25 protein-coding genes are annotated in these 26,980 nt (G+C 40.8%); 18 read left to right on the top strand and 7 right to left on the bottom strand.

What is annotated here, in order from left to right:
- The first annotated feature begins 335 nt into the window (after positions 1-335).
- The 3 genes from ubiH (at position 336) to FTU36_RS09125 (ending at position 3,208) form a co-directional block, all read left to right on the top strand.
- On the top strand, positions 336-1,544 hold the full coding sequence (ubiH, locus tag FTU36_RS09115) for a 2-octaprenyl-6-methoxyphenyl hydroxylase (RefSeq protein WP_180021933.1): 1,209 nt from the start codon (positions 336-338) through the stop codon (positions 1,542-1,544).
- Positions 1,541-2,785, top strand: coding sequence for an FAD-dependent monooxygenase (locus FTU36_RS09120; RefSeq protein WP_180117556.1), 1,245 nt, complete (start codon positions 1,541-1,543; stop codon positions 2,783-2,785). Before ubiH ends, FTU36_RS09120 begins: the two co-directional genes overlap by 4 nt.
- Positions 2,786-2,959: 174 nt before the next feature.
- A complete protein-coding gene (locus FTU36_RS09125; RefSeq protein WP_078189169.1) occupies positions 2,960-3,208 on the top strand; it encodes a hypothetical protein in 249 nt (82 codons plus the stop codon).
- 113 nt (positions 3,209-3,321) lie between these two features.
- Here FTU36_RS09125 and FTU36_RS09130 read toward each other — a convergent pair whose 3' ends face one another.
- Positions 3,322-3,744 carry a hypothetical protein gene (locus FTU36_RS09130; protein WP_180089311.1) on the bottom strand — a complete coding sequence of 141 codons (423 nt, stop codon included), beginning with the start codon at positions 3,742-3,744 and terminating at the stop codon, positions 3,322-3,324.
- Between the two features lie 101 nt (positions 3,745-3,845).
- Positions 3,846-4,688 carry a 16S rRNA (cytidine(1402)-2'-O)-methyltransferase gene (gene rsmI, locus FTU36_RS09135; protein ID WP_078189168.1) on the bottom strand — a complete coding sequence of 281 codons (843 nt, stop codon included), beginning with the start codon at positions 4,686-4,688 and terminating at the stop codon, positions 3,846-3,848.
- A gap of 10 nt (positions 4,689-4,698) precedes the next feature.
- On the opposite strand from rsmI, the gene FTU36_RS09140 reads away from it, so the two are divergent.
- Genes FTU36_RS09140 through FTU36_RS09155 form a run of 4 tightly spaced genes read left to right on the top strand, consistent with a single transcriptional unit; the run spans position 4,699 to position 7,754 of the window.
- Positions 4,699-5,643, top strand: coding sequence for a penicillin-binding protein activator (locus tag FTU36_RS09140; protein WP_180011993.1), 945 nt, complete (start codon positions 4,699-4,701; stop codon positions 5,641-5,643).
- Positions 5,644-5,689: 46 nt separating this feature from the next.
- On the top strand, positions 5,690-6,097 hold the full coding sequence (locus FTU36_RS09145; protein ID WP_180117583.1) for a YraN family protein: 408 nt from the start codon (positions 5,690-5,692) through the stop codon (positions 6,095-6,097).
- 60 nt (positions 6,098-6,157) lie between these two features.
- Positions 6,158-6,856, top strand: a complete 699-nt coding sequence (locus FTU36_RS09150; RefSeq protein WP_180117558.1) for a BON domain-containing protein — start codon at positions 6,158-6,160, stop codon at positions 6,854-6,856.
- A gap of 25 nt (positions 6,857-6,881) precedes the next feature.
- Positions 6,882-7,754 carry an alpha/beta hydrolase gene (locus FTU36_RS09155; RefSeq protein ID WP_180008944.1) on the top strand — a complete coding sequence of 291 codons (873 nt, stop codon included), beginning with the start codon at positions 6,882-6,884 and terminating at the stop codon, positions 7,752-7,754.
- Positions 7,755-8,040: 286 nt separating this feature from the next.
- On the opposite strand, the gene FTU36_RS09160 is transcribed toward FTU36_RS09155, so the two are convergent.
- Positions 8,041-8,973: a hypothetical protein gene (locus FTU36_RS09160; protein ID WP_180083887.1), complete on the bottom strand. Its 933-nt coding sequence runs from the start codon at positions 8,971-8,973 to the stop codon at positions 8,041-8,043.
- A gap of 266 nt (positions 8,974-9,239) precedes the next feature.
- Between FTU36_RS09160 and FTU36_RS09165 the strand changes: the two genes are divergently transcribed.
- Positions 9,240-9,728: a YaiI/YqxD family protein gene (locus FTU36_RS09165; RefSeq protein WP_372491130.1), complete on the top strand. Its 489-nt coding sequence runs from the start codon at positions 9,240-9,242 to the stop codon at positions 9,726-9,728.
- 5 nt (positions 9,729-9,733) lie between these two features.
- Positions 9,734-10,639: a DMT family transporter gene (locus tag FTU36_RS09170; protein ID WP_180026965.1), complete on the top strand. Its 906-nt coding sequence runs from the start codon at positions 9,734-9,736 to the stop codon at positions 10,637-10,639.
- A gap of 7 nt (positions 10,640-10,646) precedes the next feature.
- Here FTU36_RS09170 and FTU36_RS09175 read toward each other — a convergent pair whose 3' ends face one another.
- Positions 10,647-11,216 carry a PilZ domain-containing protein gene (locus tag FTU36_RS09175; protein ID WP_180117560.1) on the bottom strand — a complete coding sequence of 190 codons (570 nt, stop codon included), beginning with the start codon at positions 11,214-11,216 and terminating at the stop codon, positions 10,647-10,649.
- A gap of 28 nt (positions 11,217-11,244) precedes the next feature.
- Here FTU36_RS09175 and FTU36_RS09180 point away from each other — a divergent pair, with 28 nt between their 5' ends.
- The 3 genes from FTU36_RS09180 (at position 11,245) to FTU36_RS09190 (ending at position 15,722) form a co-directional block, all read left to right on the top strand.
- A complete protein-coding gene (locus FTU36_RS09180; RefSeq protein ID WP_078190389.1) occupies positions 11,245-12,480 on the top strand; it encodes a lipoprotein-releasing ABC transporter permease subunit in 1,236 nt (411 codons plus the stop codon).
- Positions 12,473-13,156 (top strand): lipoprotein-releasing ABC transporter ATP-binding protein LolD, encoded by a 684-nt coding sequence (gene lolD / locus FTU36_RS09185; RefSeq protein ID WP_180117562.1) that lies wholly within the window; start codon positions 12,473-12,475, stop codon positions 13,154-13,156. Before FTU36_RS09180 ends, lolD begins: the two co-directional genes overlap by 8 nt.
- Positions 13,157-13,262: 106 nt before the next feature.
- Positions 13,263-15,722: a DNA internalization-related competence protein ComEC/Rec2 gene (locus FTU36_RS09190; RefSeq protein WP_180117564.1), complete on the top strand. Its 2,460-nt coding sequence runs from the start codon at positions 13,263-13,265 to the stop codon at positions 15,720-15,722.
- Between the two features lie 31 nt (positions 15,723-15,753).
- Here FTU36_RS09190 and FTU36_RS09195 read toward each other — a convergent pair whose 3' ends face one another.
- The gene (locus tag FTU36_RS09195; RefSeq protein WP_180117566.1) at positions 15,754-16,725 is read right to left on the bottom strand and encodes a lysophospholipid acyltransferase family protein; all 972 of its coding nucleotides are present in this window, start codon (positions 16,723-16,725) and stop codon (positions 15,754-15,756) included.
- A 127-nt stretch (positions 16,726-16,852) separates the two neighbouring features.
- Here FTU36_RS09195 and sppA point away from each other — a divergent pair, with 127 nt between their 5' ends.
- Both sppA and FTU36_RS09205 read left to right on the top strand, forming a co-directional pair.
- Positions 16,853-17,878, top strand: a complete 1,026-nt coding sequence (gene sppA / locus FTU36_RS09200; protein ID WP_078190385.1) for a signal peptide peptidase SppA — start codon at positions 16,853-16,855, stop codon at positions 17,876-17,878.
- Complete coding sequence (locus FTU36_RS09205) at positions 17,875-18,684, top strand: alpha/beta fold hydrolase (protein ID WP_180117568.1); 810 nt, start codon at positions 17,875-17,877, stop codon at positions 18,682-18,684. Before sppA ends, FTU36_RS09205 begins: the two co-directional genes overlap by 4 nt.
- Before the next feature lie 74 nt (positions 18,685-18,758).
- Here the strand turns inward: FTU36_RS09205 and purN are convergent, their stop codons facing one another.
- Entirely contained in the window at positions 18,759-19,388 is a 630-nt protein-coding gene (gene purN / locus FTU36_RS09210; RefSeq protein WP_180117569.1) for a phosphoribosylglycinamide formyltransferase, read from the bottom strand.
- Positions 19,389-19,397: 9 nt separating this feature from the next.
- Entirely contained in the window at positions 19,398-20,468 is a 1,071-nt protein-coding gene (gene purM / locus FTU36_RS09215; protein ID WP_078190382.1) for a phosphoribosylformylglycinamidine cyclo-ligase, read from the bottom strand.
- A 134-nt stretch (positions 20,469-20,602) separates the two neighbouring features.
- On the opposite strand from purM, the gene cxpE reads away from it, so the two are divergent.
- From cxpE to FTU36_RS09235, 4 genes are all read left to right on the top strand, one after another.
- Positions 20,603-21,820 (top strand): chloramphenicol efflux transporter CxpE, encoded by a 1,218-nt coding sequence (cxpE, locus tag FTU36_RS09220; protein WP_180021921.1) that lies wholly within the window; start codon positions 20,603-20,605, stop codon positions 21,818-21,820.
- Positions 21,821-21,838: 18 nt separating this feature from the next.
- On the top strand, positions 21,839-22,543 hold the full coding sequence (hda, locus tag FTU36_RS09225) for a DnaA regulatory inactivator Hda (protein ID WP_078190380.1): 705 nt from the start codon (positions 21,839-21,841) through the stop codon (positions 22,541-22,543).
- A gap of 118 nt (positions 22,544-22,661) precedes the next feature.
- The gene (gene rbtA, locus FTU36_RS09230) at positions 22,662-24,473 is read left to right on the top strand and encodes a rhombotarget A (RefSeq protein ID WP_180117571.1); all 1,812 of its coding nucleotides are present in this window, start codon (positions 22,662-22,664) and stop codon (positions 24,471-24,473) included.
- A gap of 24 nt (positions 24,474-24,497) precedes the next feature.
- Entirely contained in the window at positions 24,498-26,912 is a 2,415-nt protein-coding gene (locus tag FTU36_RS09235; protein ID WP_180117585.1) for a CSLREA domain-containing protein, read from the top strand.
- Positions 26,913-26,980: the final 68 nt, after the last annotated feature.

A 26,980-nucleotide genomic window follows, 5' to 3' on the forward strand; every position in this document is an offset into this window, starting at 1 on the left:
GTTAGGCAGAATAACAAGGCACTTTTTATGAAGGGCGATGTGAATCATTTGAATGAGGAAGCTGATGCTTGAAATTAAAATGATCTGTGGTTGAGCCGGAAATTTAATCGGCTCAGTCATTTTTATTGTGATTTTAAGTGATTCGCTATTTTTTGAGATGAATATTTACGGCGAGAGATGATTTATTTTGTATTTATTCAGTGCAAATACCCGCAACAAATTTGTATTTCATTATAAAAAATCATGCCCTTGATGTAAGATAAAATCCATTACAGATTATATGTATTTCGAGTGAATTTCCTAAATTCGAATACTTGATAAAAAAGGAAGTAAGCATGCAGCAAGAAGTCATCATTGTCGGTGGTGGTATGGTCGGTTTAAGTCTGGCACTCATGTTGGCCAAAGCCAAAATTGGCGTAAAACTTTTAGAAGCCATTAAATACCCAAATTATGATGATGCAAACCTTGCGCCTTATCACTCTAGTTTTGATGCGCGAAACAGCGCCTTGTCACGCCGTACGGTGCAGATTTATCAAGAACTTGGTCTGTGGGATGCTTTGCAAGAACATGCCACGCCTATTTTAGAGGTGAATATTACAGAGCAAGGCAGTTTTGGTAAGGCACGACTAAAAGCAGAACAAGAAAAAGTCGAAAGCTTTGGACAAGTCATTGAAAATGCATGGCTCGGTCGTGTGTTGCTCACAGAAGTTAAAAAACAACCATTAATCGAATTAATTGATGGCGTACAAGTGACTTCACTGATGCAAGATGCAGACTTTGCATATATAGAAGCACAGCGTGCTGAAGAACAGCTCAAACTACAATCTAAAATCGTGATTGCCGCAGATGGCCGTGATTCATTCTGCCGCAAAGCCCTAGGCGTTGGCGCATCAGAACATGACTATGACCAAGTGGCGATTGTCACTACGGTGCAAACCTCTAAACCGCATGCTCATGTCGGTTTCGAGCGCTTTAGTCCACTTGGCCCGTTAGCGCTATTGCCACTTCCGGGTGAATACCGCCGCTCAGTGGTTTGGCCTGTTCCTAAAGGAACTGAAGGCGAGTGGATGGGTGATGAAAATGATCAGCACTTCTTAGATGCCTTACAAGAAACCTATGGCGACCGTGCAGGTAAATTCCAAAAAACGGGTAAACGTTTCAGCTTCCCATTATCCCAAGTGCTTGCAGAAAAACAAGCTGTCGGCCGTGTAGTGCTGATGGGCAATGCTGCACATACCATTCATCCAGTGGCGGGTCAGGGTTTTAACTTATGTATGCGCGATGCCTATGTACTGCGTCGTTATTTAACAGAGCAAGTTGAAAAAAATGCCGATTTGGGTGATGCAGCTATGCTGCTGGATTATGAAAAATCGCGCCTGACCGATCAGCAGCGGGTGATTAAATTCTGTGATTCAGTTGTACGTGGTTTTAGCAACCAGAACCCAATTTTAAAATTGATCCGTAATACAGGATTAGTTGCCTTTGACACCATTCCGGGTATCAAGCCTTTGGTCGCGAATTATGCAATGGGGCTAAAAGCATGAGTTTAAATCATACAGATGTACTGGATGCTGTGATTGTCGGCGGCGGCTTGGTCGGTGGCTTAACGGCATTGTTATTGGCGCAGGGCGGTGTGCAGGCTACGGTATTGGATGCGGCACCTATATTGGATGCAGAAAAAACCAAAAGTGTTGCGAATCCTCGAGTTTTGGCGCTCAGTCAAGCCACCATTCATTTACTCAAGACTGTGGGCGTTTGGGAAAAGCTTGCCCGTCAGCAGCCTTATACAGGCATGCAGGTGTGGAATAAAAATGGCTATGGCGAAATCAATTTTGGTCATGTTGCAGATCAAACACCATCAGTTGAGCAAGCTTTAGGTTCAATGGTTGAACCAAGTGTATTGAATTTAGCCATTCAAGAAAAAATGCTAGAACAGCTTGAAGACTACCGAACCCAAGTTAAGGTCAGTCGAGTTGAGCGTGGCGTTGGTGTGTGGATCATTCACCTCGCAGATGGTACCCAGCTCAAAACAAAACTGGTGATTGGTGCAGATGGTGCAAACTCATTTGTCCGTGAGCAAGCTTTCATCGATCTAGATGTGCTGGACTATAAACAAGCCGGTGTAAGCTGTGCAATTAAAACCGCCCAAACGCATCAGCATGTAGCGCGTCAAATTTTCTTAGAAACAGGACCTTTGGCATTTTTGCCGATGGCGAGTCTGAAAAAAGAAGAAAGCGGTTATTGGCAATCGATTGTGTGGACCTTACCAGATGATTATGCCGATGAATATGTGGCTTTATCCGATATTGAATTTACTGCGTTGCTCACTCGAGAAAGTCATCACATGCTCGGTGAGGTCTTAGAAGCAACACCACGTGCCAAATTTCCATTGAAAGCGCGAGCAGCACAGCAATATGTGCATGATGGTCTGGCGTTGATTGGTGATGCGGCTCATGTGATTCATCCACTTGCAGGACAAGGCGTGAATATTGGCTGTTTAGATGCAGCAGTGCTTTGCGATGTGCTTTTGACCGATAAAAAACGTGGTGTGTGGGCACATGAACAAAGTTTGAAGCGCTATGAGCACCGCCGTAAAGGGCAAAACGATGCCATGATGCATAGTATGTCCGCGATTGGTTGGTTAGAAACCACCACTTTTTCACCTGTGGTGTGGGCGCGAAACTTTGGTTTAAAACAAGTGGAAAATCAGACTGTTCTAAAAGATGCATTTATGGCTCAAGCCAATGGTCTGAGTATTTTAAAAGATACAATCTACGCAGCTTAGGTCAAAGTCAGATATTTTTTAGACAGTCGTATAAACAAGGTTACGATTTTGATTAAAAAAGATACGATTTTTTGATTGTGGGTACTAGTCGAAATGCTCAGAGATTGCTAAATTTCTGTTAATTTAAAACCAGCCATTCGCTGGCAAACAGAAGTCATTCGCGGGGAGAACACAATGACTGATATGAACGATTATGATGATCCAGAAGATTCAGTAGTTGATGAAGATGAAGCACAAGCAGCTGAAAAAGGTGCAGGTGACGCAGCTGATTCTGCCTCTGATGGTGACACCTCTGAAGCTGAAACATTAACAGTGACTGCAAAACTAAAACAACGTCAGGCGCTTGAAGATGAAGTTGCTGCGTTCTTAGCGCGTGGTGGTCGTATTACCGAAGTCCCTCCAGACGAATCGGCAAAAGATTAAAATGAAAAAACACCACGTCATGTGGTGTTTTTTTTGCTTCATTCACTTGTGCGAGGCTGAAGGTCATTCATTTTTAAACTAAGCATGTTTAGTTATGACGTTGTGTAGTTATTTTAAGCCGTCTTTGGCTTCATATATTTACGACTGATCGCGTAAATAGGATAGAAAACAAAATGCAGTAAAAGCAAAAACATACAATTAATAATAAATGCAGCAATATACGGCGGTGCATGCATGGCCGCCACAGCAGCGACAAAAGATTGAAAAAGTAATACCGCACTCAAAACGACATAAGCCCAATAGCGATGCCTATCCCAAAATTGGCTCAGTTTCAGTAAATTACCGACTACAAAATAGAGGGAACAATATCCACAGACCATCGCAATCGCGCTATGATCGGCCGTCATTTGCTCGCCACTAATATAGTGCGGATAGGGTTGAATGCCAGTATAAATAATATGTGCAAGGGTCGTGAGCCAAACCAGATTAAAGAGAATGAACACCAGCGGTTTTTTGACAGACAGATTTATGGACATGTTATAAGCAACTTTTTTCATTCTATTTAAATTATTGTATGGGATAGCTTATGGAACCCGTAGGTTCCATAAGCGGTTCAAATTAAAAGAAAAAATTAAGCTTAATCGTTCGCTTGGGTTAACTCTAAAGCTCGTTGATAGGCCACTTTCTTTTTAATCCCAGTTAAATCTGCAGCCAATTGAGAGGCAGCTTTAACGGACAAATCTTGAAGTAAACGTGTTAGCAATTTGTCTAACTTTTCTTGCTCTAGGTCTTTTTCTTCGGTCGCACCACCAATCACCAAAACGATTTCGCCTTTTTGCTGATTGTGATCAGATTCGACAAAATGAACCAATTCACCCAAAGACATTTTTTTAATAGTTTCAAATGTTTTGGTAATTTCACGTGCAAAGCCCACAGGACGATCTGCACCAAAGACATTCGACATATCTTTTAGGCAATCCACAATACGGTGCGGCGCTTCATAAATAATCATGGTTTGAGTTTCGTCTTTCAGTTTTTCCAATGCTAGAAGACGTTGTGACTGTTTAGAAGGTAAAAAGCCTTCGAAACTAAAACGGTCACTGGGTAGGCCGACAGCACTGAGAGCTGCAATGGCAGCACAGGCACCTGGCACAGGAATGACACGAATATTTTTTTCTTGTGCAGCTCGAACCAATTTAAAGCCAGGATCACTGATCAATGGCGTGCCTGCATCACTGATTAGCGCCATATTTTCACCCTTTTCGAGGCGTTCAATCAGCTGGTCGATTTTGTTACTTTCGTTATGGTCGTGGCAGGCGGTTAAAGGTGTATTGATACTAAAATGTTTAAGTAATTGTGCTGAAGTTCGTGTATCCTCGGCGGCAATAATTTTAACCGACTTCAATACCTCAATTGCACGATAACTAATATCATCTAAGTGCCCGATTGGAGTTGCAACAACAAATAACTGAGCACTCATAGGTTTCTCCATGTTGGATAATAAGAACAAAATTTTGGGTCTTTGCCTTTTAAGCAGTCTGTTTACTGCTGCACAGGCAGACGTCTTGGTCATTCTACCTGAATCTGGCCCTATGGCGCGAGCCGCATCCAGTATTAAGCAAGGTTTCAATAGCGCATATCAATCATCAGATTACAAAGTACCCATTAAGTTTGTGGATTCAAATCAAAAGCAAATTGCGGCGATATTGAAGCAACAGGTAAATAAAAAAACTCAATTGGTGATTGGTCCATTAGCACGCCAAGATGTTGAAGCACTTGTAAAAGCCAAGCCGAAAGTCCGCGTGTTGGCTTTAAATGAAACGACGAGCCAAATTCCCAATGTCTGGCAGTACAGTCTATCGAAACGTGATGATGCTTTAGCACTCCAAAAAGTCTTCGAAAAAGACAAATTAGCGCAAGTGTTAGTGTTACGTCAGCCCGCAACAGAGGCAGAACATGAATTACTGCTCATGTCCTTAATCAGCCAAAGTTCAGTGCCGATTCAAGTGGTTGAACAACTCCCAACGAAGCTAGACAAAAATCAAGGGGTGCTGTTGCTAGGCAATAATGGATGGATAAACAGTCAAAAAAAACTACCTAAAACGAAACTATATAGCGTCGCCAATGCGATTGAAGCCACTAAGCCCATTCCTGTAGGGCTGAAATTTTGTGATGCACCTGCCTTGCATGACGCGCGTTGGCCTGACCTGATCCGAGCTTATGAGGAAAATCCAGTAGATATGCCATATCAACGTCTTTTAGCTTTTGGCGGAGACACATGGCATATCGCAAAACAATATTTGCAAGAACCGAAATTAAAAAGCATTGAGTTTCAGGGACGAACAGGGCTAATCAAAATTAGTCAAAACAATATTCAGCGTGTTCCTCACTGCTATGAGCGAAGTAAAAAAGGCATCGTGGCAATCTCACTTTAGGGATGAAATGATGCAGCTAAACTTAGAGCAGATGAATTTGGGACAGATGAATCTGGGGCAGTGGGCAGAACGGCAAGCGCTGCGTTTGGTTGAGCAGCAAGGCTATGTACAGGTGCAACAGAATTATCATAGTCGTTATGGTGAAATTGATTTGATCATCACACGTGGTCAAGAATTGGTGTTTATTGAAGTTAAAGCTCGTTCGCATACCCGTTATGCCCAAGCCATCGAAAGTATCTCTATTCATAAACAACGTAAGATGATGAAGACTGCGTTGCATTTTTTAAATGAACAGTCACATTTTCAAAATTATTATTGTCGCTTTGATGCAATTTGTTTTGATTTTTATCAACACTTTGCAAAAACACTACAGCAAGACTTTTCTAAATACCCGTATCATCAGCAATGGATTGAAAATGCTTTTACTTTTGATCAAGAGTTGATTAATCTTTGATAAAACAAACTGTGTAAACGCATAGAAAAATACGTGTGGAAATTTGAGGAGTCGTGCTGAGTGGTTAAGCGTATTGCAATAACGATGCTTTGTGTCGCAAGTTTATCTGGCTGTGCGAGTTTTATTTCGAATGGAACAGGATCAGCACCTGTAGGAACTGAAAGCGGCGCACGCTCATTGGGACAAGTTTTTATTGACTCTTCCATTGTTCGAACAGCAAAAATTAACTTATATAAATTAGATACTCGTTTTAAACAGTCACGTGTCAATATTGAAAGTTTTCATGGCAATGTCTTATTGACTGGGCAGGTGCCAGATAATCATTTAAAAGAATTGGCAGAAGAAAATGTCCGTTCAATGAGTGATGTCAAAACTGTACATAACTATATTACAGTGGGTAATCAGATCAGCTATAGCACCATCATGCAAGATACTGCGGTCACTGCGAATACCCGTGGTTTGATTATGAAAGCGTCTGTGGTATCTGACAGCAAAGTACACATTCATACTGAAGATGCTGTTCTTTATGTGATGGGCCGTTTAAACAGTGCGGAAATCACAGACTTAAATCAAATCTTGCAACAAGTGGGTAATGTAACGCGAATTGTCACTTTAATCGATAATATTGATCAGAACCCAAATCCACGGGCACGTTCAATTAACTCAAGTTACACCACACCTGCTGTAGGTAATGTGCAACCTGAAGTACAAACGCCTGTAGCGATAGATCCGGATGCTGTCGATCCAAATGCTCAATAAAATGTCGGAAATGATGCTGTAAAATATGAATCAATGGTCTCTGCGGCTTCAGCAAAAAATGGATTTGGCTAAATCTTTATACCGAAATTTTCGGTTATATGATTTTGGCAGTTATGCATTAAATCGACTGACACCCAAACAAGGATATCATGTTCAAAACAATATCCCTTATGGTCTAAAAGCGCGCCATCGCCTAGATTTGTATCGCACGTCAGCACCTCGTCAGCAACGTCCACTCATCGTATTTGTACATGGTGGAGCGTGGATGCATGGTGACAAAAAGGACTATGGATTCATTGGTGAAGCTTTTGCCAAAGAAGGCTTCGATGTTGCTGTCATTAATTACCATCTCGCACCTGAATATATTTTTCCGGCTTCAATTGATGATCTTAGCCTTGCATTAAACTATTTGACGCAGTCTCAGCATAAGTTGCAGATTGAAGTGGAAAATGTGGTGTTAATGGGACATTCGGCAGGGGCATTTAATGTCATGTCTGCACTGTATCATCCGACGCCTTATCAGCTACAAGTGAAAGAGAATATTCGTGCAATTGTGGGATTGGCAGGGCCATATCATTTTGATTATAAAGGTGATCCGATTTGTGCAGATGCCTTTGATCAAAATGTACCGTATCAACAAGTGATGCCGTATTATTTTGTTGAGCACAATCAAGTGAAGCATTATCTATTTACTGCGGATAAAGACAATATCGTTGGCTATAGCAATAGTGAAGATTTAGATCGTCGATTAAAAGCCTCAGGCAACCACAGTCAGTTGATTCAAATCCCACGTGTTGGGCACATCACGATGATTGGTTCAGTTTCGAGTTTATTTAGTCGCTTCTTTAAAACCAAAGCTGAAATCATGCGTGTACTCGATGAAATTAGTCCACGCTAGTAGATAGCTTTCATAAGTCAAAAAAATGATCATTAATTCGTAGCAAGATTAATACTGAAAGCCCTTCTTCCTCTAAGATGAGGGAAATTTTTCATATAAATCCTCTCCTTCTTGCGCGTAATTATGCTCATCCTTGAAAAGGAGAGGGAATATTTTTTGTGAATTAAGTATTGATTTAAAATTGATTTATGAAAGAAGTTTAGTGTTTGACGTTAAATACTAATTTAAGTAATAAAAAAAACCACCATATTTTGGTGGTTTTTTTCTTCTTAGATTTGAATTCCAATTAGGCAGATTTCGCGTAAATATTGGCTTGTATCCACAGATTGCCACGAATATATTGCCCAACATTGAAATCTTTATGCGCCGGATTTCGTGTTGCAACACGAACAATCACCGCTTCTTGGTTTTCTTCGTGGATTAAGGTCACATCATACAGCGTATAGTCTTGCTCTTTAAATTGCATGGCGGTTTTGCCAACTATATGCCCTTGGAACCATGCTTCGTCTTCTTGGCCAAGATTTTCACCATATAGGTATGCAACCATTTTAGAAAAATCGACTGTGACTGGCGCTTTGTCATCTTCAGACTTCGGTTGCCACGCTTTAATTTGTTCGTGTAAGTCTGCAGGGGCAATACCATTATTTGCTGCCAAGATATCGTTTAAAGCACGATGATGTTTAATCGATGCAGGATCGTCAACGACAAGCTGTTCATGTTCTGCGACAGCTTCGAGTTCATAGGCCCAAGCATTGAGTTGCACACTGTAGCTTGCATCTTTTTCATATTGGTCGTGATTGACGCTATATAAACTATCAAAAGCATACACACTGGTATTTGCGCCTAAGTCGAGGCAAAGCACAGCTTGCGTATTGGATTTACAGGTAATAATACGTTCAATGGTGGCTTTGGTTTTATACGGGCTATCAAAACTTGGAAATGCAGTTTTAACGGCTTTAGGTTTATTATTTTCTACCGCAATCACTTGGCACAGTTGAATCGACGCTTGTGATGGACCTTGAATCAGCCAGGTACTTTGATCCATATCAGATTCTTGTGCGCATAAGCCCATCGGCATAATGGGTGCATCCAATGCCTGACCCAGCCAAACTGGTACATCCGTTGTCGGGTTGCCGGTGAGCAAATTCCAATGTTCAACATGACTACCAAAAGTTTGATCTTCAATAGTGATAATTTCAGGGCTATTTTGTTTTTTCATATGCACAATTGATATTGGGTTGGTTTCATAATTCATAAATCGAGGGTTATTTGAAATTTTCAAGTCACCGACGTCATATTTATCATGAAATCATGCATAAAAAATGTTTTCAGTAGGATTTAAATGTAAAAGCATTGGAAAATAAGCCCAAGTTGGAGTCATTTTGCAGCTTTTCGATTCTCATGATTAGAGAAATGTAGATCCATTCAGCGGATGCAGATCCCCAAATTGTCATGTAGATTTGTTACTATGAGTCATGTTTAAAAGTGAATGGAAAATCAGTGCTGCCATTTAAATTATGGGTGGATGCAGATGCGCTACCACGCATTTTACGTGATGTAATTATTCGTGCTTCTGATCGTTACCAGTTAGAAGTCACGTTTGTCGCCAATCAAAATGTTGGGATAACGCCTTCAGTGCGGATTAACTCGATTCAAGTGATGAGTGGGGCAGATGCAGCGGATAAAGAAATTATTCAGCGCATGAAAGAGCACGATATCGTGATGACACAGGATATTCCACTTGCTGCTGAAGTGATTGAGCGGGGCGGTATAGCGATACATCCACGCGGTGAGATTTATACCACAGCAAATGTCAAAGCTCGCCTACACTTACGCGACTTTATGGATACTTTACGGGGCGCAGGTGTGCAAACCGGTGGTCCAGCCCCGATTTCTGAACGTGATAAGCGCGAATTTTCTAGTAGCTTAGATCAAACCATTCAAAAGCAAAAACGTAAAACGGCGCAGAAGTAAAAACCATGCCATCTAAAACAAATCTAGCGACGACCTATGCGTTGTTGGTGTTCATTTGGTCGACCACGCCACTTGCCATCGTTTGGAGTGTCAGTGATATCAATGCGTTTTGGGCACTGACATTACGCTTTTTTATCGCATTACCCTTGGCTGTTGCATTATTGTTTATTTTTAAACATAAACTTCCGATGGATAAAACCTCGCTGCACAGTTATTTGGCGGGGGCATTTAGTTTTATTGGTTCTCAGATTTTTACCTATATGGCAACGGCCTATCTCAGCTCAGGCATTATTGCCCTGATGTTTGGTTTGGCACCAATTATGACGGGTCTGATCGGTCGTTTCTTCTTTCATACCTATCTGCATCGCTTGCAATGGATTGGGATGTTGATTGCCGTTTGTGGTTTAGCCATTATTTGCTTAGGCGGCAGTGATCAGCACGTACAGCCTGTTGGTATTGTCTTAATGTTAATGAGCGTATTCGTCTACTGTATGTCGATTTTTTGGGTGAAAAAAGTCAATGCGCCATTGCAGCCCATGTCTCAAGCCACGGGTTCGATTCTTATCTCAGCACTATTTTCTGCTGCAATGCTACCGTTTATTTGGCAGTATACACCTACACAGATGCCTTCGACCAAAGCACTCATTGGCTTATTTTATGCAGTGATTATGGCTTCATTGATTGCAATGTTTTGTTATTTCAAACTGGTACAAAACATCAAGGCGACAACTTTGTCTTTAACAACGGTACTCACACCCATGCTTGCTATGCTCTTTGGTGCTTTACTGAATGATGAAAAATTATCATTGATGGTTTTACTTGGTGCTGTGATTCTATTATCAGGCTTGTTTGTTTATTTTTATAAAGATTTTCGGGCGAACAGAGAGCTCGCCCACAAATTAAAACATTGATTAAAAATCACTCTTTGTTTTGGGTCAGTGCGATACACTCTGCAAGTTTGACGCGGTCTTGAGGGAGCAGTGTGATAAAATAGGCACCCGTACGGTATAAGTTGCTTTCTTCTTCACGGCTATAAACCACTTGCGCAGTTGCCGCAATATGGAAAAAATTTTCAGGGTGGCTTAAGGTGAGGTGGATATAAGTACCTTCTTTGATTGGACGTTCACTGAAAAAACTTAATCCTGTTTCTGAAAAATTGACATGTTCAGGCACTGGTAACATGCTTTGTACAATTGCGTCGTATAAAGAACCCGTAATAAGGTTTAACTTTTGGTTAAATAAGGATAAGATTCGAGCAATTTGTTGATCTTTCTCAGCTAATTGTTCTAATTCGTAGTTGAGTGCATGATCAAATTGATCTAATTCAGCAAGTAGTAGAAAATAGCGCGGCAATACAAAATTAGGATCGTAAGGATCATTCAGTGCAACATCATCAGAGATAATCTGATAGTTGATGCGCAAAGCAGCATCGATACGCGACATTACACGGCGTTCAGTTTGAACGCTTTGATGCTGTAAGTTTTCCATAATATATATTACCTCGGACTAGATGGTTATGTTTAAACCAATCTCGCTGTATATAGGGTTGAGATACACTCGCGCTCGGCGCAGTAACCACTTTATTTCTTTTATTGCTCTGGTATCCATGATCGGCCTCACGCTTGGTGTGGCAGTCCTTATTACAGTTTTATCTGTGATGAATGGTTTCGATCGTGAGCTGAAAACTCGTGTCTTAGGAATGATACCTCAAGCCACTGTTTCTTCAACACAAATTTTAACAAATTGGCCTGAACTTGCAAAAAAAATTGAGCAGCATGAGCATGTTCAAGGGGTCGCACCATTCACCCAATTACAGGGAATGTTGACGGCACAAGGTCAAGTGTCTGGCATTATGGTCAGTGGGATTGAACCGCAGTATGAAAAAAAGGTATCAATTATCCAAGACCATATGGTGGAAGGCAGTATCGATAACCTGAAAAAAGGTGAGTTTGGTATTGTCCTTGGCAAGCAAATGACAGATGCCTTAGGTTTAGGCTTGAATGACAGTGTGACCTTAGTGCTTCCTGAAGCAACTCCTTCGCCGGCTGGGGTCGTTCCGCGTTTTAAACGATTTAAAATTGTGGGTATTTTCAGTATTGGTGCAGAGGTTGATTCGATGATGGGCTACGTGGCCCTGAACGATGCGTCGACTTTATTAAGACTGCCAGATGGTGCGCAAGGCATCCGTATGAAGTTGGATGATATTTTTGCAGCGCCACAAGTGTCTCAAGAAATTGTGCGTGATCTACCTGCAAACTTCTATGCTTCTGACTGGACTTATACACACGGCAACCTATTCAGCGCGATTCAAATGGAAAAGGCAATGGTGAGTTTATTGCTGTTCCTGATTGTATTGGTTGCAGCATTTAATATCGTGTCTTCATTGGTGATGGTGGTTACTGATAAAAAATCCGATATTGCCATTTTGCGTACTCTAGGCGCTTCACCGGCTACAATCACGCGGATCTTCATGGTGCAAGGTACAGTGATTGGGGTGATTGGTACGGTGTCTGGGGCGATTTTAGGGATTATCGCTGCATCGAGTATTAGTAATTTAGTCGGTTGGTTGAATACAACATTGGGCTTAAATATGTTTGATGCTTACTTCATCAACTATTTACCGTCTTATTTAAGATGGCAAGATGTTGTGGTGATTGTATCTTTATCATTGGGTCTTAGCTTTATCGCGACTATTTATCCGGCATTACGTGCAGCTAAAGTTCAACCTGCAGAGGCTCTACGCTATGAGTAATTTAGTTTTAGATGCCCAAAACATTACCAAATCTTTTACCGATGGGAAGTCTACAGTCGATGTGATTCGTGGACTTTCATTACAAGTCAAAGCAGGTGAGTTTGTTTCGATTGTGGGGTCAAGTGGTTCTGGTAAAAGTACGTTATTGCATGTATTGGGTGGCTTAGATCGTCCAACATCGGGTCAAGTGATGATTAATGGTCAACGCTTTGACACTTTAGGTGAAGCAGAGCGTGGTTATATCCGTAATGAGCATTTAGGTTTTGTATACCAATTCCATCACTTGCTGCCTGAATTTACCGCCTTTGAAAATGTGGCAATGCCATTGATGTTACGTAAGTTGAGTAACTTCAAAGAAGTGAAGCAGCAAGCTGAATATCTTTTGGAACGCGTTGGACTTTCCCACCGCATGACGCACAAACCGGGTGAGCTTTCAGGCGGTGAACGTCAACGTGTGGCTTTGGCTCGTGCATTGGTAGCAAGACCTAAGTTGATGATGGCTGATGAGCCAACAGGGAACTTAGACCGCAAAACCGCGGTGAGGATTTTTGAGTTGCTGTCTGAATTACGTAAAGAATTTAACATGGCAATGCTAATTGTGACCCATGATGAATATTTAGCTCAATCTGCTGATGCGATTTTGCATATGCAAGATGGTTTATGGGTAGATGACTAAGCGCTAAATTGATTTTGTAAAAAATTAGTGGATTAAGATTGTTTGATTGAAGCTCACCGCGGTGGGCTTTATTATTGCCAGCACATAATAAAAATAATGACGACTCATGTTACAAAGTTTTTGTATTGGCTGGATTTTAGGTATTTCTTTTATGGGGTTCATGTTTTGGAATCCACAACTCTCGACAGCTCAGTTGCTTTTTATTGTCCTGATTTGGCTAGTGCTACAGCTCTACATTTCACCAAAACTAAAAAGTATCTTTTCGAAAATCTTACAGCTCAGTGCAAATCTTTGCATAGGTGCAATTCTCGGCTTTAGTTTCGCCAATACTCAACTCGATCAGCGTTTGGCATTGGTTGAGCATCAGAGCAAACAAGATGAGTTTATTGTGTATATTCCACAGATCAGCCAACTCAAAGACCAAGCGATTCAGCAAAAAATTGAAGTGCTCAATGTGAATCAGCAGATTCAATATTTTATGGCGTATTTACCCAATTCAATTTTGCAAAATAATGAACAGACGATTCAGTTGGTCCCTGGACAGTACTACCGTATGTATGGTGAGTTACGACCTACCCAAAGCTATGTGACAGAAGGTGCATTTGACCAAGAGCGGTGGAGCGTACAGCAAAATATACATGCCAGTTTAAAGGTGAAGTCGGTCGAATTGATACCACCCCAACATATGACTGCAATGGGCTACGGTCAACAGTATCAACGGCATCAAGGTGTGTTACATCAGTTCAAAATAAAAGTCGAACAACAACGTTTATATTTAAGAGCGTTTATATATCAACAACCGCTGCGGAATCATGGCTTACTGCTAGCACTGCTTACAGGCGATAAAAGTTTACTCACTGAAGGCACCAGTGAGTTATTTCAACGCTTTGGGATGAGTCATTTACTGGCGATCTCTGGTCCGCATGTGCTGGTTTTTGCTAGCATGCTCTGTTGGGCGATGCAGTTGGGTATCCGTAAATATTGTCCCAAAATCTATCTCAAATGGCCTAAACAATATGTATTGGTCGTGCCCTTTATCTTCTGTGTCCTTCTATATTGCGCATTTACTGGCTTTGAAATACCTGCACTGAGAACGCTGACGATCTGCCTAGTTGCAAGTAGCATGCTTTTGTTACGGCAAACCATTCAGCCTTTTCAACTGCTGATTTTTAGTGCCGCTATTTTATTGCTAGTGGACCCCTTTAGTATTTTATCCGCAGCATTTTGGTTGTCTTATGGCGCATGCTTTATTTTACTGCGGATTTATCAAACCTTAAGGAAGCATTTACTGGCTCAAGCGGAAGTCAGTTTTTGGCAAAAGTTAAGGCATTCAATGTGGTTGATGGTGGAATCACAATGGAAAATCTTTGTTGCCTTATTTCCATTGATGGTGATTTTTTTCAAGCAAGTCACGTGGATTAGCCCATTAAGTAATTTATTCGCCATCCCGTGGCTAGGGGCAGTGGTGGTTCCTTTAGATATCATCGGAGGGGCACTTTCTTATATTTCTACACCTTTGGCGCATTTGGTTTTTTTATTCAATGATCTGTGTTTGGAAATATTGCATGTGTTTCTCTATGGCTTAGATCGACTCTTTGCACCAAAAATGCACGATGTCGCATTGACGTCAACTCAAATCATACTGTTGATACTCGTTGTAGTAATCTTATTTTTACCTGAAGGTATCTTGCCAAAATATTGGGCGGTCATTGCCTTTTTTGCTCTGTTTATCCCATGGAGAAATTCAGCAAACTTTCAACTTTCAATTTTAGATGTGGGGCAAGGGCAGGCGATCTATATCCGTTCTGTAGATCATCATATGATGGTAGACTTCGGTGGAAACTATGATGAAAGTCAATTTAGTGTCGGGCAAAATATCATCCGGCCATTTTTGAGTGTGAATGGTGTCCATCGACTAGATCGGGTGTTATTGACTCATTTAGATCAAGACCATAGCGGTGGTTTTTTCTCATTGGAGCAACAGCTTGATATCGGGCAGCTTTCAAGTAATGAGCGAGTACAAACCACGAACCAAGTTCCACAGCGTTTATGTCAGCGTGGTCAACAGTGGAATTGGGATCAGCAAGTCTATTTTGAAATACTCTCGCCAAAGCCTGAAGATCTGACAAATGCCCAATGGAATGCCAATGAACGCTCTTGTGTACTGTATGTGACGGTCAAAGGCGTCAATGGACCAAGACATTTTCTATTGATGGGGGATGCGGGTTGGGAGACTGAATATCAAATATTACGTGATTATCCAGACCTAAAAGTCGATGTCTTGGTGCTTGGACACCATGGTAGTCAGCACAGTTCATCCTATGCGTTTTTAAACCATTTTAAGCCCAAGTTGGCGATTGCTTCTGCGGGGCGATTTAATCGTTATGGACATCCTGCAAAGATGACCCAAACACGTCTCAAACAATTAGACATTCCACTCTTGCAAACTGCACAAAGTGGAAGTATTCATTTCAATCAAAATAAACAGCAAATCGAGTTGATCGAAGAGCGAACAAAGTATAAATGGCTCGATCTATATCGCAGCCTATCAAAAGAATCTGAATAGAAAACTGCTTCAAGTATATTGCTTGAAAATGTCATTCTGTCACATTTTTCATTTTTTGCTGTCTTTGATATTCCTCACGAATATCACGAATGCGTTGAGCGGCTTCTTCATCACTAATATTGTATAGATTTCTCAATTTTGGGTTGGCTTTAAAGCGTTTATAGCTCCAGTGATAATGCTCTGGATAACGATGAATTAAATCTTCCACTGCTTTAAAGATAACTATCGAGCCATCATCTGCATTGCCTTGATAGATATTCTCATCCATAGGTTCGATATGCATATCAAAACCATGATTATCATTGCGAATAGCATAAAGTAGGAGTGCACGTGCTTTGGTTTTTTGAATCAGTTTGGCACTTAAATTACTGGTTTTTAATGGGATGCCAAAATAAGGGATCATTTCGCCGCCGGCATTTGGCGTATGGTCTGGCAAAATCACTGTCGTCCCACCTTGTTTTAAGGCTTTGAAAATTTGACGTACACCTGATTCATCGGTTGGAACCAATGTGGCTTGCTCGCGGCTTCGTGCAGCACGAACAAAATTGTTGGCAGATTCACTTTTTACCGGCTTGTACATGATGGTCATTTGAGTGTACTGCGCAACCCATGCATTCATGATTTCCCAAGTACCAAAATGTGGTACTACGAGTACAACGCCTTTTTGTAGGGCGAGCGCTTCATGTAAATATTCAGCGCCATGTACGTGATGAATTCGTTGAATATTTTTTTCTGTACTTGCACCCCAAATGTTAAAAAATTCAAAATAAGAACAAAGTTCGTTTCGAATCGCTTGTTTAGTGAGTTGAATGCGAGCTGACTCTGATAATTCAGGCAATGCAATTTTAAGATTGCGTTGAATCGTAGAGTAGGTTTTAGAGATTTTTAAAACATTGACTAACCCAGCCAAACCTTTTGCAATTAATCTAGAAATTTGAATAGGTTGACGGCTGATAAATTTTAACAGGTGATATGTAGTGTCCTGTGAATTTTGGTCGGTCATCTTATTTAAGTCTGAAAGAAATGAAAGAAAATTTAAAATAATTATAGGGGAAAATGAATTGATTAGACAGTTATAGCGATTAGCGTGTATATAATGACTACAAATTAACGATCAAATGGGTTTTTTTATGTCCGAATGGCCACCAAAACCTGAAGAAAAACAGCAAAGTTCTTCAAACAATATCCAGCAGCCAACTGGAAATGAATGGAAAATATTAGAAAAAGCCGTGCTTTCTTCCGTTGAGGAACAACGTAGAGCACGTAGATGGGGTATATTTTTTAAATTTTTAACCTTTGCTTATTTGCTATTTATTATCATTGCGATGGCGAAAAGTTGTAGCATGTCATCATCAGATCCTGCAGCAACAGCGGGTTCACATATTGCCGTGGTTGATATCATTGGGACCATTGCAGCGGACAAGCAAAGTGTAAACAGCGCAAATACCATCAAAGCTTTGAAAAAAGCTTATGAAAATAAACAAAGCAAAGCCGTTGTTCTAAATATTAACTCACCGGGTGGCTCACCTGTTCAGTCTGATGAAATCTGGCAAGAAATTCAGTACTTGAAAAAAGCCCATACCGATAAAAAACTGTATGCCATTATTGGTGATACTGGTGCTTCAGGTGCGTACTATATTGCGTCTGCTGCAGATGAAATTATTGTCAATCCTTCAAGTTTAGTGGGTTCAATCGGCGTGATCATGCCGAATTATGGTGTTAGTGGTTTGATGCAAAAGTTCGGTGTAGAAGATCGCACTATGACTTCGGGTGAGAACAAAGCGATTTTATCCATGACTCAACCTGTCGATGCTGCACAAAAAGCACATGTTCAAGGTGTACTCGATAACGTTCATGCGCATTTCATTAATGCCGTGAAAGAAGGTCGCGGTAAGAAATTAAAATCAAATGATCCGGCTATTTTCTCAGGTTTATTTTGGACAGGTGATCAGGCTGTGAAGCTGGGTATTGCTGACCGTACAGGTAGTTTAAATAGCCTGAAACGTGAATTGAAAACTGAAAAAGCCGTAAACTACACCATTGAAAATAGTCCATTTGATTCTGTGCTAGGTCGTATGGGAAGTTCATTTGGTCAAGGTTTGGCAAGTGCATTGTCACAACAGGTTCAATCTGAAAACAGCACGAAGTTACAATGAAACCGTTAATTCATTTTGCGCACGCCAATGGCGTGCCATCACAGGTTTATCAAAAATTGTTTGATTTACTGAGTGATGAATATGATGTGATCTATGTGCCGTTACTTGGGCCAGATAAGCGTTACCCAATCGATAACCATTGGAAAAGCTTAACACAGCAGGTAATAGACAGTATTGTACGTCAGGCCAATGGTCGTAAGGTGATTGGATTAGGTCACTCATTAGGTTCGGTTTTAACATTTCAGGCTGCGTTACAACGCCCAGAATTGTTTGAACAAGTGTTAATGATTGATCCGCCTATGATCATGGGGAAAGAGTCTTTTGCTTTGCACATCGCAAAACTCCTCAAACTTAAAGTCCTCGATAAAATGTCCCCAGCAGGATTGTCGAAGCGTCGTCGTGATCATTGGGACAGCCGTGAACAAGCAGCAGAGCTTTTAAGGCCGAAAGGTTTTTATAAAGATTTCGATCCAGACTGTTATCAAGCTTATATTGATCATGCCTTGATGGACGATAAACTGCGTGGTGGGGTGGAGTTGACGATTTCACGTGATGATGAAGTTCATATTTTTCGAACCAATCCTTCACTGTGGTGGTTACCTCATGCTCAACCGCAAGTACCTGTACAGCAGTTAATTGCAGAGCAGGGGCCATTTTTGGCACGTCACTTTCCCCAAATGGTCGAGAAAAAATTTGCGATTCCATTTAAAGTGGTTAGCGGCAGTCATATGTTTCCATTAGAAAAACCAGTAGAAATGGTTGAGTTAATCAAACAAATGTTAGCGGTTCATGCCAAACATGAATGATTAAATGTAGTCAAATAAAAAAACGCATCCAAGGATGCGTTTTTTATTTCTATTTAAAATAGATAAAACTGATTTTAAAACTTGCAGAATTGAATAGGTTCTTGCATCGGTTGATTGCGATATAACACCCCATCAGCAGTATGTTGGATCGTACCATTACAAATCCATTCTGCCACTTGAGGATAAATCACATGCTCAAGCTCGTGAACACGATCTGCCAGACTTTCAGCATGATCATGCACTTTGACTTTAAGTACGCCTTGAGCAAGCGCTTGACCAGCATCCAGCTCTGCAGTCACATAGTGAACTGTACAGCCATGGAAGACATCACCGGTGTTTAAAACACGTTGATGAGTATGCATTCCTTTATAATTTGGCAGCAGAGAAGGGTGGATGTTAATCATTTTTCCTTCCCATGCTTTGACAAATTTTGCGCTTAAAATGCGCATAAAGCCTGCCAAAATGACCAAATCAACATCCCAGTCGAGCAGTTGTTGATGCATCACATCATCAAAAGCTTCACGACTTGGATATTGCTTATGTTCAATGACTGCAGTTGCAATCTTTGCTTTTTCTGCACGTTGCAGTGCAAAAGCGTCAGGTCTATTGGAAATCACCCCAACGATTTGACCTGATAGATTGGCATCAATCAGGGCTTGCAGGTTAGATCCGCTGCCTGAAACAAGTACAGCAATTTTAATCATGAACGTTGCTTATGCGAAAACTACACGGATTTTTTCGTCAGCGCCTTCAACAGATTCAGCATTGTCTGCAATGTGACCCATTGTGAATGCTTTTTCGCCAAGGCTATTGAGTAATTCAACTGTTTTGTCAGCATCGGCTGCATCAACCACGAGAACCATACCTACGCCACAGTTAAATGTGCGGTACATTTCAAATTGTTCAACACCACCTTCTTTTTGAAGTAGTTTGAACAATTCTGGCCATTCCCAAGATGCTTCATTGACTACCGCTTGAGCACCATTTGGCAGTACGCGAGGTAGGTTGCCTGGTAAGCCGCCACCCGTGATGTGTGCCATTGCGTGTACATCCACTTCTTTCAATAACTGAAGTATTGGTTTTACATAAATACGAGTTGGTTCCATTGCTGTATCTGCAAGTGGACGACCATCAACGATTTGAGTAAGGTCAACGTTTTTCACATCTAAAATTTTACGAAGAAGTGAATAACCGTTTGAGTGTGCGCCAGAAGATGCAACACCAACTAAAACGTCACCCGCTTTAACTTTAGAGCCATCAATAATTTTGCTTTGCTCAACGACACCTACGCAGAAACCTGCAAGGTCGTAGTCTTCGCCTTCATACATACCAGGCATTTCGGCAGTTTCACCGCCAACCAATGCACAGCCTGCAAGTTCACAACCCGCACCGATACCAGTCACAACATTTGCTGCAACGTCAACGTTGAGGTGGCCAGTTGCATAGTAGTCAAGGAAGAACAGTGGTTCAGCACCACATACGAGAAGATCGTTTACGCACATTGCAACCAAGTCTTGACCAATTGTGTCATGACGGTTCAAATTCAATGCTAAACGTAATTTTGTACCAACACCATCTGTGCCAGATACGAGAACAGGTTCTTCATAACCTTTAGGAATTTTACAAAGAGCGCCGAAGCCGCCTAGGCCGCCCATTACTTCAGGACGTGCAGTACGTTTCGCGACAGATTTGATACGATCGACTAACGCGTCGCCCGCTTCAATGTCGACACCTGCATCTTTGTAGCTTAAACCAGTGTTTGGGGTAGAAGTTGAGTTGCTCATAATGAAGTCTCCGCATTCGCGCGGGGATTATAACCTGAATATGCAAAACTCTTATGCTATTTCGCACTAAAATGTTATCTTTATTAAAATATTTTCCTTTCTATAACGATTACATTGAAAAAAGGTGACTTTATATGGGTGATCGCACCTTGCGCCGAATATTTATTCTTGCTGGGATAGCATTGATCATATGGGTTTTATACTTATTAAAGCCTGTAGTTGTTCCTTTTATCGGCGCATTTCTAATTGCATATTTATTTAGCCCTTTAGTCGATAAATTACATAATATTGGCTTGCCGCGCTGGTTATCTATCAGTTTGGTCTTTATTGGAATTGGTGTCGCTATATTCCTTTCAATGTGGTTCCTCGTACCACTGGTATGGGAACAGTTGATGTATGCGAAAAACAATATTCCAAGCAATATTCATTGGGTCAACTATACATTCCTGCCGTGGTTATCAGAGACATTTAATCTTGTACCGATGGAAATTGATACAGAGCAAATGTCAGCAGCGATCATGGAGTATATTCAAACCAACTATAGTGCAGACAGTATCCAAGCCATGTTGTTAAAAGTGGCACAATCGGGTCTGAATTTCATACAGATTGGTGGCACGATTGTCTTAATTCCAATCATAGCTTTCTATTTCTTATTAGATTGGGAGCGTATGTTAGAAAACATGCGTCGACTTATTCCACGTAAATATGAAAAAAGCACGCTCACAATCGTGGGCGAATGTCATGAAGTTTTAGGTGCATTTGTAAAAGGCCAATTCTTGGTAATGTTCTTATTGGGCGTTGTTTATGCGGTTGGACTCCAATTAGTCGGTATTGAGGTTGGCATCATCATTGGGATGATTGCGGGTCTAGCCAGTATTATTCCGTATTTGGGTTTTGCGGTTGGTATTATTTCGGCAATTGTGGCTTGCCTGTTCCAATTCGGTTTGGATTGGGTGCATTTGGCCTTAGTACTGGTGGTATTCATGGTAGGGCAGGCAATAGAAGGTTATATTTTGCAGCCTTTCTTATTAGGCGACAAAATTGGTTTGTCTCCTGTGGCAGTGGTATTTGCAGTCCTTGCAGGCGCGCAATTGGCAGGACTCCTCGGAATGCTCATTGCACTACCCGTTGCAGCGATTATTGTGGTCTTATTACGTCATGCACGCGAAAATTACGAGAAAAGTAATTTATACCGAAATGATGTACTTGTCGTAAATGATGCTGCAAGTGGCACTTTAAACGTAGAAACCAATCAAGTTGCTGTCGATATTGAGCTCAAAAATCAGTCTGCAAATTCGCTGCAAGATCCTGAAATTTCGAGTAACATTGAAAGATCAGAACATAAAGATTGATAAGGCCAAAATATAGATATGCGTCAATTGCAGCTAGATATAGAACCACAACTCGATGCCCGAATTAGTGATTTTTCTGGGCCGAGTTGGGGGCATGTAATCGATGGTGTTCGTCAGTTACATGCTGGTTTAATGAATCGTTTCTATATCTATGGTGGAGCTGGCACAGGAAAAAGCCATTTACTGTCTGCAATATGTGACTCCTATTTAGAAATTGGCAAATCAGCAATTCAAGTTTCATTGCTTGAATTGCTCGATGCTCCCACTGAAGCGATTACTTCGCTAGATCGCTATGACTTAGTGGCTTTAGATGATATTGAAGCGATTAGCGGAGTTCCACATTGGCAAAAAGCTGTTTTTCACCTGATTAATTATAATAACGAAGAAGGTGGTCAATTGGTCTTTTCATCTCGGCTGGCGCCCATTGAACTCAAACTTGAACTGCCAGATTTACAGTCTCGATTAACTCAGGCTGTCAGTGTAAAAGTACCAAATGGTAGTTTATACGCAGACCGACAAGCACTCGTAAACTCTGTTTTGGCGCGACGTGGCATCCATATGGATCAACAAATTGTAGATTATTTGTTGGCACATGGGCCGCATCAGGCGTCTATTTTACTTCGCTCTTTAGAACAACTTATTCAGATGTTAAAAGGTGAAAAAGTCAAATTGAGTCATGCAAATTTAAGACAGATTTTTGCCCTAATTGATGAATATCGGTAAGCAATAAAAATTCTTGAGTAATTACTCAAGCTGTGACAAAGTACGTAAAAATATTTTAATGTTGCAAGGATTGTGCAACTTAAGAATAAAAAGATAAAAAATATTTAAGGAGATGGATATGCTCAAACAGAGCATAGGCATTGGCATGCTTCTCATGGCAGGTCATGCATTTAGCGCAGAAATTACCGTTACAACCACTGAAGATGTTGTAAAGGATGACAAGGAATGTTCACTTCGTGAAGCCATAGAATATATCAATAATGGTATGCCAGAAGCCGGATATAATGGTTGCGGGGGTAAAGATGCCTATGCCTCAATTTCTCTGAAAAAAAATGAAGTTTATAAACTCACTAAAAAAATTGATATTAAAGCAGAACTGAATCTGAAAACGGCGTATGACAGTAACGTCAATGAAGATGTCGTACTCGGTCTCAATAATGCCGTCATTGAAATGACGGGTAAGGATCAAATTTTTAATATTAATGATGGCGAAAAAGAACTACTTGCGATCAATTTTAAAGAAATTTCATTTAAAGGATGTAAGCAAGATCAATGTGCTGATAAAGGCGGCATCATTTTTAATAATGAAAAACTTACACTTGAAAATGTAAAGTTTGAAGATGGCTATGCACGACTTGGTGGTGCAATCTACAATGTTGGATTCTCAGAAGATGGCGCAGCTGTAGCAAGCCGTCTATATATACGAACCACGATTTTTCAAAACAACAAAGCGGTAGATGGTGGTGCAATTTACTCAGAAGCACCGGCTTATGAAATCTATACATCTTTGTTCAAAAATAATGAAAGCACTTCTGGTCGAGCGATTGTTTACAATCAAAATGGGCTCGCAGACATCAGTAAGTTGGTGTTCAGTAACCCTCAAAATATCATTGCCAATAGCACCTTTTTCAAAAACAAAGGTTTTGCTGTCAACTTACGTGATGGTTTAGCACTCAATAATATTACAGTACTGAAGAACAGTGGCGGTATCGAACTAAATAGTACCTCTGAGCATGCTTATTTAGCCAATAGTGTGGTGATTGGTAATGCGCTCAGTGGTACCGCTCAAGATTGTAAAGTCGTGAACTCAGGAACAGACCAATCTGTTTTTTATAACAACTTAGTGGCTGCGAGTTGTCCTGTTGGGCCTGCTGCAAATTTAAATGATGTATGGTCTGGGACGAGTTTAATTGCGGGTGAAGATGAAGGTAGCTGTAAAACCTTAACAGAAGATCGTAATGCACTTTTCTGTCCATTTACCACAGCAAATAACGCATTTATTGGTTATTTACGTCCTCGTATTTTATTAGATTACGAAACGATTTTCTCAAGCCCGATATTAAATAAGGGGAAGACCACAGCAGATGGCAATGAGCATCATGTGTATTGTGAGTCTTCTGATCAGCGTGGAAAAAATCGTAATTTGGATGATGTTTGGTGTGATCGTGGGGCTATAGAAATTGTGGTTCCTGTGAGCATGCCTCGCTTAGGTAAAGACATACGTACAGGTGAAGTGGCGAAGTTTAATATCTTAGATGCTTTAGGTGACAGTGATTTAATTCCAAAAGAAGAATGTACAAAAGTGATGGGTATGGCAAATCCAACAGGTGAGCCATGGCAAGATGGTTGTCCAATAGTTGTACAAAGCACCGAATCAAAAGGTAAATTCACACTGAATTTGAATGGTGATTTTGAATACACGCCAAATGGAAATTGGCATGGCGCAGATATTTTTGAATTGCGTGTGGTGACGTCTTCAACCCGTTTTAATACTTCGGCAAAAAATTATTTAGCTGCAGAAGTGCGTATTTTCCAAGAACCAAACAATGAAATGGAAAGTAAAACCGTTAAAACTTCGGGTGGTGCTCTAGGCTGGGCGAGTATTTTTGCGCTGCTTGGCTTAGTTGGATTTCGTCGCTTTAAAAAATAGTCTGGATAGAATTAAGGACAGCACATGAAAAATTATAAAAAAGGATTGCTGGCGGTCATGGTCCTTGCGGCTATGTCATCTATGGCAGCGACAAGTAACATCATCAAAGTTACGACCTTTGAGGATGAAAATGGTGAAAATCTCAATCAATGTTCTTTACGTGAAGCGATTGAAACTGCACGTAAAAACAAATCTTTTGGTGGATGTAATGTCGGTAATCCAAATAATGGGCAGACCGATTATATTCAACTTGAAGCAGGTGAATATCTTCTGACTAAAGGTGAGTTAGTTCCGCTCAATCAGATCGTGATTGAGGGGAAAAGTCGCTTTAACTATGATTCAAAAAATTTACTGACGCAGAAATTTCCTGCCTATGAAGATATTAGAACGACGATTAATGCCCAAGGCAAATCGCGTATTTTTAATACTTCACGTTCAGAAGCCAACTTTATCGTCAATAATGTTCGCCTTACTGGCGGGATGGCAGAAGATCGAGGTGGTGCCTTGTATTTAGGGGGGGCATTTACCTTAAATAATGGTGCAATAGAAAACTCTCAAGCCAAAGTTGCAGGTGGTGCGATTTACTCTGTTGCGCATAATATGTCGAAAAAAACATTATTGGTGAGCAGTTTAGTTCAGGGCAACGTTGCACCTAAAGGTAGTGTTGTTGCTATGGACTGTATCGGGAACTTGGGGGATACCCAGCCTGAAATTGTGTTCCAGCAAAGCAGTATTATTCAAAATGGTTCATCGACGAGTAATAGTGTGATGGACTTCTGTGGAAAGGCCAAAGTTGAATTGACAGCAAATACGATTGCAAAAAACCAAGCAAATCCAAGTGCGGGTAGTATTATCCGTGCCATTTCTCAGGGAACGGAACGTTTAAGTGCTTTTTCTAGCTTCGTTTTAACCAGTAATACAATAGTCGAAAATAATGCGGCTAGTACTTATTATTATGACAATAATGGTGGAAAAGCTTGGTATTTCAATGTGTTGTCCTATAATACTGGTGGTAAGTCTTGTCGTTATCTGAATAATGCTGTACCTGATAATGGTCAAAAGTTTGTTGCGAGTAATAATGCTTTTGAACTGGCAGCTGGGCAGTGTGATTTACCCGAAAGTGTGCTGAATAATACAGAAAGCTTTCTGCAAAACCATGATGTAAGTAGTTATGCTATGGGCACTTTATTAAGCGCCCTACAAACAAAATCTGCTTATAACTTGTATTTACCTTTGTATTACCCGAAAGCGATCGGCAGTGGTTTTGACTTGATCAATCTTGGCTTAGAGGGATGTAGTAAAGCCGATCAACGGGGTATTTTGCGGATTACGAATGGTACCTTGCAGCTATCACCTGCACAACGAAATACTTGTGAGATTGGTTCGGTTGAATTAATGAATTTAACTGCAGCAGATATGGCAGAGATTACCAACGAGTCCTTAGCAGCTATTCAAGAGAAATATCAAAAAACAATTGATGATTTGAAAAAGGATATCGAAGATCCAGATTATGCAGAATACAAAGTTGCCAATCAGGATGATTTAACAAAATACGAAGCGGTATTCAGTGCATTAAAAAATAACCTTAAATATCGTGCGGTTTATTTTGATCCGTTCCCGGCATCATTACCTCAAGAAGAGTCAGTGAATGGTAGTGCTGAAAAACGACAAATTGCCTTAAATGCAGACAACTATACCGTGACGACTTCACCAATCGGCATTGGTAGTGAAATTACGGTGTCTAGTACAGGCGAAGCAAGTATTGTGGGTAATCCACCACATGACCTACACTGTGATTGGGATGCGGGAATAAAACAAATCGTTATTTATCGCACCAGTGGGGCAACAACAGCACCTACCGAATACGGTTTTTGTAAATATACGCTAAAACAAAAGACAGGGAGTCAGGCGGAATCCTCTGGTGTGGTCCGTGTGGCATTTAAAAATATGACTCCAGTGGCCAAAGCTGCCCAATATACAATTAGTCCGTCAAATAATTTGTCTGTTACCGTCAATAATTTATTAGAAAATGCCAATGATGATGGTGATGGTCCAGTTGCATCTATGCCAGCGGGCAAATCGGTATGGCATAAAAATGATGAAGGCCAAATTATTCCCATTCGCTTTACGAAAATCCCAGCAGGTTTAAACTTTGAAGCTGAGTATAGTGGCAGTTGCCCAGCAAGTTATTTAAAGGAAACCTGCTACGGTGGCAAGATTACCTTCTCTGTAAAAAATAGCTTTAGTCAGTTTGACTATCCTGTTGAATATAGTGTTGTCGATAGTGATGGCATTGCATCAAGCAATGCAATTCTGACTCTTAAGAATACCGCGAAAAACACCAACTCTTCTTCTAGCGGCGGTGGCTCAATGGGAGTATTTGGACTGTTGGCATTAATTGGTTTAGGTGTGTATCGTCAACGTCGGTTGAGCAAGTAAGACAAAAAAAGCCTCGATAAGAGGCTTTTTTTTATGGCTTAACTAATGTAATAGATTTGATTTTCACA

The sequence above is a fragment of the Acinetobacter sp. YH12096 genome (genome assembly GCF_013419215.1).
GTDB classification, from domain to species: domain Bacteria; phylum Pseudomonadota; class Gammaproteobacteria; order Pseudomonadales; family Moraxellaceae; genus Acinetobacter; species Acinetobacter amyesii.